The 13,956-nt window shown below is 39.9% G+C and carries 13 protein-coding genes and 1 pseudogene; 5 read left to right on the forward strand and 9 right to left on the reverse strand.

What is annotated here, in order from left to right; translation table 11 throughout:
- Window positions 1-65 precede the first annotated feature (65 nt).
- From QM810_RS03530 to rpsO, 6 genes are all read right to left on the reverse strand, one after another.
- Window positions 66-1,409 carry a DEAD/DEAH box helicase gene (locus QM810_RS03530; RefSeq protein WP_414253877.1) on the reverse strand — a complete coding sequence of 448 codons (1,344 nt, stop codon included), beginning with the start codon at window positions 1,407-1,409 and terminating at the stop codon, window positions 66-68.
- A gap of 152 nt (window positions 1,410-1,561) precedes the next feature.
- The gene (locus QM810_RS03535; protein WP_414253878.1) at window positions 1,562-2,257 is read right to left on the reverse strand and encodes an alpha/beta hydrolase-fold protein; all 696 of its coding nucleotides are present in this window, start codon (window positions 2,255-2,257) and stop codon (window positions 1,562-1,564) included.
- Window positions 2,238-3,248 carry an ABC transporter substrate-binding protein gene (locus tag QM810_RS03540; RefSeq protein ID WP_414253879.1) on the reverse strand — a complete coding sequence of 337 codons (1,011 nt, stop codon included), beginning with the start codon at window positions 3,246-3,248 and terminating at the stop codon, window positions 2,238-2,240. Before QM810_RS03540 ends, QM810_RS03535 begins: the two co-directional genes overlap by 20 nt.
- Before the next feature lie 23 nt (window positions 3,249-3,271).
- A complete protein-coding gene (locus tag QM810_RS03545) occupies window positions 3,272-4,027 on the reverse strand; it encodes an ABC transporter ATP-binding protein (RefSeq protein WP_414253880.1) in 756 nt (251 codons plus the stop codon).
- Between the two features lies 1 nt (window position 4,028).
- Window positions 4,029-5,075 (reverse strand): FecCD family ABC transporter permease, encoded by a 1,047-nt coding sequence (locus QM810_RS03550; protein ID WP_414253881.1) that lies wholly within the window; start codon window positions 5,073-5,075, stop codon window positions 4,029-4,031.
- Window positions 5,076-5,620: 545 nt separating this feature from the next.
- The gene (rpsO, locus tag QM810_RS03555; RefSeq protein WP_001018251.1) at window positions 5,621-5,890 is read right to left on the reverse strand and encodes a 30S ribosomal protein S15; all 270 of its coding nucleotides are present in this window, start codon (window positions 5,888-5,890) and stop codon (window positions 5,621-5,623) included.
- A 205-nt stretch (window positions 5,891-6,095) separates the two neighbouring features.
- Here rpsO and QM810_RS03560 point away from each other — a divergent pair, with 205 nt between their 5' ends.
- The 3 genes and pseudogenes from QM810_RS03560 to thrS all read left to right on the forward strand — a co-directional run bounded on the left by QM810_RS03560 (window position 6,096) and on the right by thrS (window position 8,729).
- Window positions 6,096-6,467, forward strand: a complete 372-nt coding sequence (locus tag QM810_RS03560) for a hypothetical protein (RefSeq protein ID WP_414253882.1) — start codon at window positions 6,096-6,098, stop codon at window positions 6,465-6,467.
- 121 nt (window positions 6,468-6,588) lie between these two features.
- A pseudogene (locus tag QM810_RS03565) lies at window positions 6,589-6,716 on the forward strand (AAA family ATPase); the annotation flags it as partial.
- 69 nt (window positions 6,717-6,785) lie between these two features.
- Window positions 6,786-8,729: a threonine--tRNA ligase gene (gene thrS / locus QM810_RS03570; RefSeq protein ID WP_414253883.1), complete on the forward strand. Its 1,944-nt coding sequence runs from the start codon at window positions 6,786-6,788 to the stop codon at window positions 8,727-8,729.
- Window positions 8,730-8,940: 211 nt separating this feature from the next.
- Here thrS and QM810_RS03575 read toward each other — a convergent pair whose 3' ends face one another.
- The 3 genes from QM810_RS03575 to QM810_RS03585 form a co-directional block, all read right to left on the reverse strand.
- Window positions 8,941-9,990: a DUF389 domain-containing protein gene (locus tag QM810_RS03575; protein WP_414253884.1), complete on the reverse strand. Its 1,050-nt coding sequence runs from the start codon at window positions 9,988-9,990 to the stop codon at window positions 8,941-8,943.
- Window positions 9,991-10,300: 310 nt separating this feature from the next.
- Window positions 10,301-11,275 (reverse strand): sensor histidine kinase, encoded by a 975-nt coding sequence (locus QM810_RS03580; protein ID WP_414253885.1) that lies wholly within the window; start codon window positions 11,273-11,275, stop codon window positions 10,301-10,303.
- Window positions 11,268-11,945: a response regulator transcription factor gene (locus QM810_RS03585; RefSeq protein WP_000548968.1), complete on the reverse strand. Its 678-nt coding sequence runs from the start codon at window positions 11,943-11,945 to the stop codon at window positions 11,268-11,270. Before QM810_RS03585 ends, QM810_RS03580 begins: the two co-directional genes overlap by 8 nt.
- Window positions 11,946-12,040: 95 nt before the next feature.
- On the opposite strand from QM810_RS03585, the gene QM810_RS03590 reads away from it, so the two are divergent.
- Complete coding sequence (locus QM810_RS03590) at window positions 12,041-13,117, forward strand: DUF2974 domain-containing protein (RefSeq protein ID WP_414253981.1); 1,077 nt, start codon at window positions 12,041-12,043, stop codon at window positions 13,115-13,117.
- Window positions 13,118-13,221: 104 nt separating this feature from the next.
- Window positions 13,222-13,851, forward strand: coding sequence for an MBL fold metallo-hydrolase (locus QM810_RS03595; RefSeq protein ID WP_414253886.1), 630 nt, complete (start codon window positions 13,222-13,224; stop codon window positions 13,849-13,851).
- The last annotated feature ends 105 nt before the right edge of the window (window positions 13,852-13,956 follow it).

Here is a 13,956-nt window from a genome sequence, read left to right on the forward strand (position 1 = left end):
TTATACTATCTTAGGCTTTAAGAGTCAAAAAAACAGTAAAACCACTTGGTTCTACTGTCTCAATTCTAAAATGTTTGACGCTTGGCTTTACGTTCTGCACGTCCACGGGCACGACTTTCAGCACGCTTGGTTTTACGGCGTTTTTCATCGACTGCCCACTGAATTTTCTTCTTATAGCCTGGTTTAACTTTTTTCTTTTTCTTTTTGACCAAGCCAATCATTTCGATATCCAGTTTTTCTTGTTTTTTCTCACGATTGGCACGACGATCACGGTCATAGGTATCTTGGAATTCTCCGTCTTTAACCACCTTAGGTACAAACTTAATTCCTAATTTCTCCAACTCACGAATATCAGAGTCATCACTAGGCTGGTAAAGGGTAATGGCTGTACCTGGTAGACCATTACGTCCAGTTCGTCCAACACGGTGGACAAAGAAGGACAAGTCCTGTGGAATAGCATCATTGATAACGTGGCTGACACCTTCAATGTCAATCCCACGTGCAGCCAAGTCAGTCGCAACGATGTACTCAAAATCAAGATTTTTCACCTGATTCATGATCCGTTTGCGCTCACGAGGAGCAATATCTCCATGAATCTTCGCTACCTTCAAGCCTTGAGCTGTTAGGTATGCATGTAATTCATCCGCCCGAGTCTTGGTATTGACAAAAATCATGGCTAGATAAGGCTGCATGACTTGAGTCAATTCATAAATCTGGGCATTCTTGTCACGTCCCTTAGTAGAAATCAACCAGTTATCAATGGTATCAGAGATGACTGTTTTTGTCTTGATTTTTTCCATGACAGGATTTGACAAGTATTTTTTCAAGAATGGTTGGAGTTTTTGTGGGATAGTCGCTGAAAAGACCATGAACTGCAAGTCCTTGGGAAGACTTCCTGCAATCTTATCAACTGTTTCCAAGAATCCCATATCCAAGGTCATATCTGCTTCATCGACTACAAAGGTCTTAGCCTTATGAATAGCCAAATCACCAGATTTTACCAAGTCATAAATACGCCCAGGAGTTCCAATAACGATATGTGGTTGATTGCTTGCCAATTTCTCAATCTGACGGGCCTTGTCTGTACCACCAACATAGTTGGCAACACGAATCTCAACATCTGAATGTGATGCGATCTGGCGAGCTGCTTGGTAAATCTGAGTCGCTAATTCACGACTTGGTGCTGTGATAACTGCTTGCACACTATCGCTCTCTTCATCCAACTGTTGGAAAATCGGTAACAAGAAGGTATGGGTCTTTCCTGAACCTGTTTTTGATTCACCAACCAAGTCACGACCTGCCAGGACAATAGGAATCAACTTTTCCTGAACCTCGGTAGGCGCCGTAAACTTCAACTCTTCCAAGGCTTTTTCTATATATTTTTTAAATTTAAATTGTGTAAATGACATAATTTCCTCGATTCTATCTATCTACTCATTATACCATAATTTAGTCTATTACAGGGGATGGATTTCCGTCAAGAATAATACCATGAACATTTTAACAACCAAGCATACATAAGAAACACTCCTAGTTACGATGAACAAGGAGTGTTATAGGATTAATTGAGCTTCCATTCGTCTCTCAGCCAATCACAAAAATAGTGATAACGTTCCTTAAGAGCTTCATGATGCCCATAAGCATCAAATGTGCAATAAGTCGAAGGGACTTTCTCTGAAATCAGATCATGTATATCTCTGGCATAAATAGGAGCCTTAGACAGACGATTGGAATGATTGGCACCTTCTGTCTGACCATTTTGCAGATAAATCAGGCTTTGGTTCTGTATCAAGTCATGTTCCCTACAAAAGTCTATAAAGTCTGGATACCAGAAGGAAGCACAGATAGAAAAGATACAGGTCGTAGGAAGATAACTACTATAGAGACTATAGACAGCAGCAAGACCACCCAGTGAATAGCCACCATAAGCAATTCGACTTTCATCAATCAAGTAGTCTTTCTTTAGAATTTTTAAAATTCCTTGAAAGATCTTCTCATGATAGGCTTCTACCTTCCCACCAAAATCCGGAGCCCCTTCTTTTAAAGCTCTAGCCTGCCAGGGTGTGAAGTCATTCAAACGATTTTCTGGAATTAAACCCACCAAAATCACAGATTGAGATAGGTCTGATAAGTAGTCCAGTTCTCCATCGTTTAAGAGCACAACTGGGTAGGATTGTTTAGAGTCATAGTTTGAAGGAAGACTGACCTTAACTCGAATCCCTTCCCAGTTAAACTCCTTATTTCTTGATAAAGTCATTGATTTTTTCAAGGGAATCAATCACTGCAGGACCGTAGTCCATCAACTCATCGTAAGAGATGGTCATGATTTTTTGATTCTTGATTGCTGGGACATTTTCCAAAACAGTATTTGCCTTCATCAAATCCACTGCTTTTTCATCCAACTTTTGATTGCGATCGCTAGTTACATAAATAATCAACTCCGGATCCATTGATACTAGATTTTCCAAGGTCAAGCCAGATGTTCCTGTTGCGACATTGGTATAACCAAGTTGGTTAAGCAAACTTTCTTGAAGGGCTGACTTGTAGGCACCAAAGGTTTCGTCATTGTAGGCAACCATAATTAAAGCTTTTTTCTTTTCACCCTGTGTTTCTGGGTTGGCTTTTTTAACCGCATCGATTTTAGCTTGCAATTGCTCTGCGTATTGGTTGGCCTTGTCTTGAACATTGAAAATGGTACCTAGATTCTTCACATCTTCTACGATATTTCCCAAATCTTGTTGGATAGTTGAAAGTGAAGCTTTTTGCGTATAAACAGGGATTTTGTTTTCATTCCAAGCACTAATGGTTCCCATTGACTTTTCAGAGAACATCATGTTGCGCCCCATCAAGGCATCAGGTTCATAAGAAAGAACCGTTTCTTGTGAGACTGATTTCTTATCCCCAATATGAGGGATAGCTTCAATGGCATCCTTGTATTTACCAGTTACGGCATTATCAGGATTGAGCATGCCGGCAATTTTATCTTTCAAACCAAGTTCAAGTAGAATTTCAGTTGTTGAAAGGTTGTTGGTGATGACCTTTTCAGGAGCCTTTTCAAAGACTTGCTCGACTTCGTTTCCTTTGGCATCGTATGTTTTGATGGTTACAGGATAGCTTGTTTCTGTAGTAGTTTTTTGACTAGCTTCTGTTGTAGCTGGTGCAGTTGCTGTTTCTTTAGATGTGTTGCTACAAGCCGCCAAAGATAAGGTAGCTACTGTTAGGAGCAAAATACTGAGTGATTTTTTCATGTTTTTCTTTTCCTTTTTAATGTTTATAAATAGTGAATCATGGCTTGCTGATCCTCTGTCCAAGTAATCTTACTTTGAACACCATAGACAGCCTGCAAAGACTCGGGTGTGATGGTCTCTTTTGGAGTACCTTGGTAAACAATCTCCCCTTCTTTCATCAGATAGAGATAGTCTGAATAGCGACAAGCTAGCTGAATATCATGCAAGACGGCTAACACATTGATATGGAGATGTTTGACAATGGTTAACAAGTCTAGCTGGTACTTGATATCCAAATGATTGGTCGGTTCATCTAAGAGCAAGAGTGTTGGCTCTTGGGCCAAGGCGCGTGCCAATAAAACCCGTTGTTTCTCTCCTCCTGATAGAGAAGAGTAGAGACGACTTCTCTTTTCGAGCATATCTACCTTGACTAGAGCATCCTCAACCAAGGCAAAGTCTTTTTCTTTTTCCTTTTGTAAGAAAGAGAGATGAGGCGTTCTACCCAGCATAACAATTTCTTCAACCGTACAATCAAACTGGAGTTGATTAAACTGCGTGATGACGGCCATCTGTTTTGCCGTTTCCTTCAGGCTCATTTGTTCCAGTGGTTTCCCATCTAGAGAAATCAAGCCCTGATCAGACTTTTCCTGTCGATAGAGAAGTTTCAACAAGCTAGTCTTCCCACTGCCATTGGGTCCTAAAATAGTATGAAATTGGTTGCCCTCCAGTTTGAGTGAGACTCCTTTGAGAATCTTTTTTTCTCCGATTCCAAAATGAATATCCTGACACATTAAGTCCATATCAGACTCTCACCTCCCTTCGTCTACTTGCAACCATGTAGATAAAGAAAGGTGCACCTACTAGGGCTGTGAATATCCCAATCGGCAGCTCAGCATTTTGGATTAAAACACGAGCAAGAACATCTGCCCAGATAACAAAGAGGGCTCCGAGCAAGGTTGCTATCGGAAAAAGCCTTCTGTAGTTTGTACCCACCAAACTTCTCGCCAAATGTGGGGTAATAAGACCGACAAAACCGATAATCCCACAGGTTGATACCAAGATAGCTGTCAGCACAGCCACAATCGTCACATAGAGATACCAATAAAAACGTAGGGGAATCCCCAAGGTCAAGGCTGCCTCATCTCCCATCATCATGGCATTAAAAACACGATATTGAGTAGAGAAAAACAAAAAAGCTATTCCCACGACTACTGCTGGCAGGGTTAAGTGAGCCCAGGAGATCCCTGCTAGAGAACCCATGGTCCAAAACTTGATGGTCATGACACTATCTGCATTAGCGCCAATTGAGATAATAAAGTTTGAAAAAGCCAAAAAGAGTGCATTGACCACAGTCCCTGATAAAATGAGGCTAGAAGTTGTCATCCTGCCTTGCATGGAAGCAATGAGTAAGACTGCAACTGTTGCCACAAGCGCTCCAAGGAATGAACCAAGACCAATCATGACCTTAAAGCCAAGAATGATACTCAAAGTCGCACCAAAGGTTGCCCCAGCAGAAATTCCTAACACATAGGGCTCTGCGATTGGATTATTGACTGTTGACTGCATGACACTACCACACATAGATAGGCCTGCACCAACTATTAAAGCAAGAAAAACCCGTGGCAATCTCATATTCCAGACAATCGCAAGTGTCGACTTCGAAAAGTCTTCTATCTCCAGCGGAGCTCCCATCTTACTCAAAATTATCCGATAAGTATCACTCAAACTAATTTGAACTGAACCCATAGAAACAGCTAGAAACAGTGAGATTCCCAATGCTCCTAGCAAAAAAGCAAGGAGAAAAAAATATCGTAGGTTTTGATGGCTTCCAGAAAATTTGGAAAGCATGAAACCCTCCCTTTATCAAAGATTAAAAATTTAGACAATTTTCATAAATTAGTATACCACATTTCTAAAGCAGGGACAAGACTAGAAAAATATAGAAAGAAGGCCTCTGAAGTCAGAGAGCTAATTTGAGCTTGGGCTAAAATCCTAGGGAAAAAGATGAAACTCCTTGTGTTTATCGAACACTGTGTCCTTTCCCTATTTTCATACGGATTTTTGGCGCCCTTAGCATCATGATTCTTGCTGGATAAAACATTTATAGACTAGGCGGCAAGCCGAAGATTGTACAAAATTTTTTAGTGAAACAAAAAAATCTCCCCGAAGGGAGAAAATCTGGTTTATTTTACCTTACAGTGCTAGGAACCGTAACCGAAGATTATACTTGAGTATATCGAGGTAAGGTGACAAAAATAAAAAAAGCCCTCTGAAGTCAGAGAGCTTGATTCTTGCTGGATAAAACGTTTATAGACTAGGCGGAAAGCCGAAGATTGTACTGATGGTACATCGAGGCGAAGCCAACGAAGTATAGAAACGTTTTAGACGCAAGATTAGCGACGAAGTCCAAGAGAGTTGATTAACTCACGGTAACGGTTAACGTCGTTTTTACGCAAGTATGCAAGCAAGTTACGACGGCGACCGATTTTTTTCATCAATCCACGGTATGTAGCGTGGTCTTTTTTGTGTTGTTTGATGTGTTCGTTAAGGTGGTTGATTTCCCAAGTAAGAACAGCAACTTGAACCTCTACTGAACCTGTATCACCTTCGTGACGTGCATATTGTGCAATAATTTCATTTTTTTTCTCTTTTGAGATTGCCATGATGTTTCTCCTTTTTATTTGGCTTCATCCGAGTGACAGGTTGGCATGCCTGTAACCAAGAAGAAGTTATTTGTCTTTACGACAGTTCTTATTCTACCAATAACTAACTTCTTTGTCAACTGATTTACTATTCTTACCGCAAAAGTGCTATAATAGTTATAGGAAGGATATCTAAGGTGACAGCTTGAAAAGTGAGGTGATTACCATGCGTAAATTCTCGCAATATCTCCCCTACTATCTGGTCATATTTTTCTTTTATTGGCCACTTTATGGATTATTTATACTACTATTACAGAATCCAAAACTAACGGAGCTCTATCTTTTAAATATATTCATCATTTCGCCTGTTGTAGTTTTTATAGTTTCGCTTCTTTATAGCTACCGATTTGGTTTTTCACTACATTGGCTTTTAGGTAGTTGCTTGCTCTATGGATTTACTATCATTCCTTTCAGAGAATTTATCATTGTTTATTTCCTAGCCTATGAAATTCTTATTCTACTAGGTACAGTTATTGGTACCACTATCAAGTATCTGGTTCAAAAACTGAAAAACAAAAAACTTTCACAAAATCCTTGAAAAATCTCGCAATCATGCTATAATAATGCATAGAGACAAGTCACTTAGAATCTTTCTTTTAGAGAGTGCGTGGTTGCTGAGAACGCATAGGAAGACTATACTGATACTACTCTACTGACTTTTATGCAAACATAAAACGGTGGCCACGTTAGAGCTAATCAGAGGTGTCCCTCTTTTTTGAGGAACATAAATGAAGGTGGAACCACGTTGCGACGTCCTTTCGAGGAGGTCGCTTTTTGTTTTTCTTGATTTAAGATTGCAAAATCGAAAAACACTTCTGTTCTAAAAATAATGGATAACTAATATAAGGAGAAAACCATGATTAAAATTACTTTCCCAGATGGCGCTGTTCGTGAATTCGAATCTGGCGTTACAACTTTTGAAATTGCCCAATCTATCAGCAATTCCCTAGCTAAAAAGGCTCTTGCTGGTAAATTTAACGGCAAATTGATTGACACTACTCGTGCTATCACAGAAGACGGAAGCATCGAAATCGTGACACCTGATCACGAAGATGCCCTTCCAATCTTGCGTCACTCAGCAGCTCACTTGTTTGCCCAAGCAGCTCGTCGCCTTTTCCCAGATATCCACTTGGGTGTCGGTCCAGCAATCGAAGATGGTTTCTACTACGATACAGACAACCAAGCGGGTCAAATCTCTAACGAAGATCTTCCTCGTATCGAAGAAGAAATGAAGAAAATCGTTAAGGAAAACTTCCCGTCTATCCGTGAAGAAGTGACTAAAGATGAAGCGCGTAAAATCTTCAAAAACGATCCATACAAATTGGAATTGATCGAAGAGCACTCAGAAGACGAGGGTGGCTTGACCATCTACCGTCAAGGTGAATATGTAGACCTTTGCCGTGGCCCACACGTCCCATCAACTGGTCGTATCCAAATCTTCCACCTTCTCAATGTAGCAGGTGCTTACTGGCGTGGAAATAGCGATAATGCTATGATGCAACGTATCTACGGTACTGCTTGGTTTGACAAGAAAGATTTGAAGAACTACCTTCAAATGCGTGAAGAAGCCAAAGAACGTGACCACCGTAAACTTGGGAAAGAGCTTGACCTCTTCATGATTTCTCAAGAGGTTGGTCAAGGTCTTCCATTCTGGTTGCCAAATGGAGCGACTATCCGTCGTGAATTGGAACGCTACATCGTGGACAAAGAAATCTCTGCTGGTTACCAACACGTCTACACTCCACCAATTGCCTCAGTAGAACTTTACAAGACTTCTGGTCACTGGGATCACTACCGTGAAGATATGTTCCCAACTATGGATATGGGTGATGGTGAAGAATTCGTTCTTCGTCCAATGAACTGTCCTCACCATATCGAAGTCTTTAAACACCACGTTCACTCTTACCGTGAATTGCCAATCCGTATCGCTGAAATCGGTATGATGCACCGCTATGAAAAATCTGGTGCTCTCACAGGTCTCCAACGTGTACGTGAAATGTCACTTAATGACGGTCACACTTTCGTAACACCTGAACAAATCAAAGATGAGTTCCAACGTACGCTTCAATTGATTATCGATGTTTACGAAGATTTCAACTTGACTGACTATCGTTTCCGTTTATCATATCGTGACCCTCAAGATACTCACAAATATTTTGACAATGATGAAATGTGGGAAAATGCTCAACGTATGTTGAAATCAGCTATGGATGACATGGGACTTGACTACTTTGAAGCTGAAGGTGAAGCAGCCTTCTACGGACCAAAATTGGACATCCAGGTCAAGACAGCTCTTGGAAAAGAAGAAACCCTTTCTACCATCCAGCTTGACTTCTTGCTTCCAGAACGCTTCGACCTTAAATACATCGGAGCTGATGGTGAAGAACATCGCCCAGTTATGATTCACCGTGGTGTTATCTCAACCATGGAACGCTTTACAGCTATCTTGATTGAAAACTACAAAGGTGCTTTCCCAACTTGGCTTGCACCTCACCAAGTGACTCTTATCCCAGTTTCTAACGAAAAACACGTAGACTACGCTTGGGAAGTAGCTAAGAAGCTCCGTGACCGTGGTGTCCGTGCTGATGTGGATGAACGCAATGAAAAAATGCAGTTCAAGATCCGTGCTTCTCAAACTCAAAAAATTCCTTACCAATTGATCGTTGGTGACAAGGAAATGGAAGACGGAACTGTCAACGTTCGCCGTTATGGTCAAAAAGAAACAGAAACCATGCCAGTAGATGCATTTGTAGAATTGATTCTTGCAGACATTGCAAATAAATCTCGTGTTGAAAAATAAACCATTTAACCTGGAACAAAATCTCAGCCACCTAAAAAGCAACAACTATTTCAGTTGTTGCTTTTTTATATTTTGATTAAGCTGAGCTAGTAGTGATTGGTCAAACCACCACAAATGGTAGCCTCATCAACGATCCTTTCTATCCACTAACTTTTGGATATAAGATATCCTCCCAAGATTTACTTCCTCGAGTTAGATAAGTTCAATATCCTCAATCCTTGTCTGCTTCATTTTCTTTTACGAGATCTTTTTGTGAATCTTTTTCAGAGAGTTTTTGATCGATATACTTGTTAATGGTTTCATAAAATTCCTTGGTCATCTCACTATCTAATTTTGTCGAATTATGGACTTGATTGACTTTCAATTGAACAGTTTGAATACCGTAAGAGGCTTGTTTTTGGCGGATTGTTTCTAATTCTTCTTCTGAAATCGGATCTCCAACAACTGTCAAGACTAATTCATTGTTACTTGACTTGTAGACTTGATTAATGATCGTATGATTAGAAAACTCTTTTCCTACAAACTGTTTGATCCCTTCTTTTCGCGCTTGATCCATCGTCAGAGTGACTGCTGAATAGCTGGCTGGAAGAACCAATAATACAATCAAGGATATCAACCCAATTCTCATTTTAATATTTAGCTCTTTAAATGAACTTAAAGGAGATTTTCTCATTAAAATTCTAGTTCCAACAATATTGGTTAGCATGATAAAGACACAGTTGATCAAGAAAAGATAGAGAGCCCCCCAAAAAAATCGTACATTTCCATTAGCTAAACCATAGCCTGCAGTACAGATAGGTGGCATCAGAGCTGTTGCAATGGCTACGCCAGGCACGATATTGTTTGCTTCTTTTTTCCTTGAACCAATGACACCTGCTATCCCACCAGCAATAGCAATGAGAACATCCCAAATAGTTGGAGAAGTTCGTGCAATCAACTCGCTACTTGCATAAGATAAGGGAGTAATCCAGAAATACAGAGTCGAGACAAGCAAACTGACCAATACTTGAGTAAATAAAACCTCTAGAGATTGCTTGATTAAACGCGTATCAAAAATAGCTAAACCGAATCCCAGTCCAACAATCGGTGTCATAAGAGGGGAAATCAGCATGGCTCCAATAATGACAGCTGTTGAATTCATATTTAGACCTATAGAGGCAATAAAAATCGCACACATTAAAATTGCTGTATCTCTTATTCGAACATGAAGATCATCATATAATTTTTCACGGTATTCACGTGTTGAATAGTTTCCGGTCATTGGTTACTCCTTTTATTTCATATAATCTTGTTTCTGCATAGACGATGGTAGAGAGACTTCTGTCCAATCTTACATATTTTCAATTCTCACCTGTTATTCTTTTGAAAATAATCCTTTAGATATCCATCAGTCCATCCTTGATATTATATCAAAAATTTTACAACCTTTCTCTGAAGAACTCATTCAATTTAAAAGATAGCGAACGGAAAAAACTCCAGTTACCTTTTTCTTTGTTCTATCCTATTTTCTCACTATATAGAAATCTAAAGAAGAGCTTGAAAGATTTCTTCCAAGCTCTTAGCATTTCTTTTTACTCAATAAGTAGGTTCACTTCCGCAAACTTAATTCGCACGGTTGTTCCTCGACCAAGTTCAGATTCGATACGGATTTGATGACCTAATTCTTGGCTAATTTTCTGGGTTAAATAGAGACCAAGTCCAGATGACTGCTGGGTCATACGACCATTGTAACCTGAAAATCCACGTTCAAAGACTCGCAACCGATCACTGTTTTTGATACCAATACCAGTATCTTTGATGCAAAGGTCTGAACCTTCCATGTAGATTTCAACCCCGCCTTCATTTGTGTACTTGAGGCTATTTGAAAGGACTTGTTCAATGACTACCAACAGCCATTTTTTATCCGTCACAATCCTTCTGTCTAAGTCATGCAGATTAATACTTAAATCTTTCTGGATAAAGAAAATGGCATATTTGCGAATGACTTCCTTGACCAGATCTTCTAAATTCTCTTTCTTCAACACCAAATCATCATGGAAGCTTTCTAAGCGTAGATATTGGAGTACGAAATTGGTATAGGAATCAATCTTAAAAATTTCCTGCTCCAACTGTTGCTTCAGTTGGCGATCTGCCACCTCACTCACTAGGAGTTTACTGGCTGCAATGGGTGTTTTTATCTGATGAACCCAGAGTGTATAGTAGTCCACCAAATCATTATAGCGGTTTTCAGCATCTGATTTCTTTTGATAGAGTTCAGATTCGCTTTTCTCTAATTTTTCAGTTAAAAGGACTTCCATTGGTGACTTAGCTTTTCTTTCGCCATAGAGTAATTCCTTACGATAACGTTGCAATTCTATCAAGAAATCAAATACCAAAAACAAAAATGTCAAAAATGTAGATAAAAAGAAGAAATAGTTAAAGTAGGGCACTTGCTTATCAAACAAGATTTCAAAGAGAAAAAGCAAACCTGTAAGCGATAGAATAAAAGCAAAAAAACGGCTACGCGAACGGATATAAGCTAGAAAAAAACTTTTAATATCAAGCATGTTTCAATCCATACCCTATCCCTTTCTTGGTTTCGATAAAACCAATCAAACCTTCTTCCTCCAGTTTCTTGCGCAAGCGAGCGACATTAACAGACAATGTATTGTCGTCGATAAAAAAGTCACTGTTCCAGAGTTCCCGCATCAAATCATCACGCGCTACGATATTTCCTGCATGCTCAAATAAAACTCGTAAAATCTGAAATTCATTCTTGGTTAGGCTGATAGCTTTGCCATTGACATGCACATCCATAGACTTGGTATTGAGAATAACTCCAGCATACTCTAGGAGACTCTCATCCCTTCCAAACTCATAGGAACGACGCAACAAACCCTGTACCTTAGCTAAAAGGACCTGCTGGTCAAAAGGCTTGGTCACAAAATCGTCTGCTCCCATATTAATAGCCATCACGATGTCCATAGCCTGGTCTCTTGAAGACAGAAACATAATAGGAACCTTGGAAATCTTGCGAATTTCCTGACACCAATGATAACCATTAAAGAGAGGCAATCCAATATCCATCAGGACCAGATGAGGCTCAGACTGAACAAATAACGTCAGAACTTCCATAAAGTCTTCTACCATGACTACTTCAAAACCCCATTCAGAGAGCATTTTCCCAACTTGCTGACGGATTACTGGATCATCTTCTACTAGTAAAATCTTGTGCATCTGCTCCTCCTTTTTTTATATTATAGCAAAATTCTTCTGACTACTAGCGAAATTGATGCAAATCTGATATGATAAAAGTTAAGAAAGGAATTCTCATGGCCAATATTTTTGACTATCTAACTGATGTTCAATACGATTCTTTTTATGATCTTCCCTTAAATGAACTGGATATACTTGCTTTGACAGAGCTGACTTATCTTCCTTTTGATGACTTATTGGACCAGTCTGTCAATCGTTTAAGCGATGTTGCAACACGTGTTCCGCGAGAAAGTACCATGTTGACCAATAAAGAACGTCTGCAACTTTTAGACCAGCTTGCCCAACACAAACGTTTTAAAAATTGCAAGCTATCAAACTTTATTAACGAGATTGACACTGAGCAACAGAAACAGTTCGCTGCTATGACCTATCGTCTGAACCTAGATACTTATCTGATTGTCTTTCGTGGCACAGACGACAGTATTATTGGCTGGAAGGAAGATTTCCATATGACCTATATGAAGAAAATCCCTGCCCAAAAGCATGCTCTTGAATACTTGGAAGATTTCTTTAAACAATATCCAAAACAAAAAGTACTTCTTGCTGGGCATTCTAAAGGTGGGAATCTAGCCGTCTTTGCTGCAAGTCAAATCCAGCCTGAATTGCAGGAAAAAATCTCAGCAGTTTATACCTACGATGCTCCTGGTTTACAGGCTCATCTGACAGAAACGACTGGTTATCAAGATGTTATCCCTAAATTTCACCGTTATGTCCCACAAGGTTCTGTCATCGGCATGATGCTAGAAGTTCCTGATACTCCTACCGTCGTCAAATCTACGGCTCTCGGTGGAATCGCTCAACACAATACCTTTAGCTGGCTAACTGAAGGACAGCACTTTGTCCAACTAGAGGAAATTAGTAGCGAAAGTCTGCAAATTAAAGACGCTCTTAAAGAATGGGTGGACAGTGTGCCTGATGAAGAACTAGAGCTCTACTTTGATCTCTTCTTTGGAACCATCCTAGAATCTGGAATCACTTCCATCAATGATTTATCTTCTAGAAATGCTATCGACCATGTTCGACAACTTGTTTCTCAAGCCCAGACACTGGATCCCGAGCAAGTCGAAATCTTAAAAAACCTGACACAACTCCTACTGGATGCACGCTTCCAAGCCTGGAAAAATCATTTTTAAAAAGTTAAAAGTCCCTTCTTTTATGGAGGGACTTTCTTGTTGATTCCTTATTTTATTCTTCTGTGTTATACTAGAAACTGTAAATCTATGAAAGAGGAAATCCTATGAAAATCCATAAAACTGTGAATCCTGTCGCCTATGAAAATACTTATTATCTTGAAGGGGAGCAACACCTGATTATGGTTGACCCTGGTAGCCATTGGGAAGCCATTCGCAAGACTATCGAAACCATCAACAAACCGGTCTGTGCCATTCTTCTGACCCACACTCACTACGACCATATTATGAGTCTTGACTTGGTCAGAGATACTTATGGAAATCCTCCAGTCTATGTGGCAGAAAGTGAAGCTTCTTGGCTCTATACTCCTGTTGACAACCTTTCAGGACTCCCTCGACACGATGATATGGCGGATGTCATCTGCAAACCAGCTGAACACACATTTGTCTTTCATGAAGAATACCAGATTGAAGAATTCCGCTTCACAGTCTTACCAACCCCAGGCCACTCTATCGGTGGAGTTTCATTGGTTTTCCCAGATGCTCACTTGGTCTTAACGGGAGATGCCCTTTTCCGAGAAACCATTGGTCGGACAGATTTGCCAACTGGTAGTATGGAACAACTCCTTCATAGTGTCCAAACCCAGCTCTTCACCCTTCCAAACTACGATGTCTATCCAGGACATGGTCCGGCTACGACCATCGCTCACGAAAAAACTTTCAATCCATTTTTCTAAAACATAAAAAGAGGTTGGGACAAAAGATCCCGACCTCACTTTTTATTAGTAATCAAACTTTGACGCGGTAGCTGATTGAACTTTTTGTTCGTCTTTTAGACTCCA

Origin of the sequence: Streptococcus infantis, assembly GCF_047464155.1 — a bacterium.
In the GTDB taxonomy this organism is placed as follows: Bacteria; Bacillota; Bacilli; order Lactobacillales; family Streptococcaceae; genus Streptococcus; species Streptococcus infantis_U.

What these genes read in the sequence shown, in the direction of transcription:
- QM810_RS03530 (WP_414253877.1), bottom strand. Translation starts at nt 1,409, where the DNA reads ATGTCATTTACACAATTTAAATTTAAAAAATATATAGAAAAAGCCTTG.
- QM810_RS03535 (WP_414253878.1), bottom strand. Translation starts at nt 2,257, where the DNA reads ATGACTTTATCAAGAAATAAGGAGTTTAACTGGGAAGGGATTCGAGTT.
- QM810_RS03540 (WP_414253879.1), bottom strand. Translation starts at nt 3,248, where the DNA reads ATGAAAAAATCACTCAGTATTTTGCTCCTAACAGTAGCTACCTTATCT.
- QM810_RS03545 (WP_414253880.1), bottom strand. Translation starts at nt 4,027, where the DNA reads ATGGACTTAATGTGTCAGGATATTCATTTTGGAATCGGAGAAAAAAAG.
- QM810_RS03550 (WP_414253881.1), bottom strand. Translation starts at nt 5,075, where the DNA reads ATGCTTTCCAAATTTTCTGGAAGCCATCAAAACCTACGATATTTTTTT.
- rpsO (WP_001018251.1), bottom strand. Translation starts at nt 5,890, where the DNA reads ATGGCAATCTCAAAAGAGAAAAAAAATGAAATTATTGCACAATATGCA.
- QM810_RS03560 (WP_414253882.1), top strand. Translation starts at nt 6,096, where the DNA reads ATGCGTAAATTCTCGCAATATCTCCCCTACTATCTGGTCATATTTTTC.
- thrS (WP_414253883.1), top strand. Translation starts at nt 6,786, where the DNA reads ATGATTAAAATTACTTTCCCAGATGGCGCTGTTCGTGAATTCGAATCT.
- QM810_RS03575 (WP_414253884.1), bottom strand. Translation starts at nt 9,990, where the DNA reads ATGACCGGAAACTATTCAACACGTGAATACCGTGAAAAATTATATGAT.
- QM810_RS03580 (WP_414253885.1), bottom strand. Translation starts at nt 11,275, where the DNA reads ATGCTTGATATTAAAAGTTTTTTTCTAGCTTATATCCGTTCGCGTAGC.
- QM810_RS03585 (WP_000548968.1), bottom strand. Translation starts at nt 11,945, where the DNA reads ATGCACAAGATTTTACTAGTAGAAGATGATCCAGTAATCCGTCAGCAA.
- QM810_RS03590 (WP_414253981.1), top strand. Translation starts at nt 12,041, where the DNA reads ATGGCCAATATTTTTGACTATCTAACTGATGTTCAATACGATTCTTTT.
- QM810_RS03595 (WP_414253886.1), top strand. Translation starts at nt 13,222, where the DNA reads ATGAAAATCCATAAAACTGTGAATCCTGTCGCCTATGAAAATACTTAT.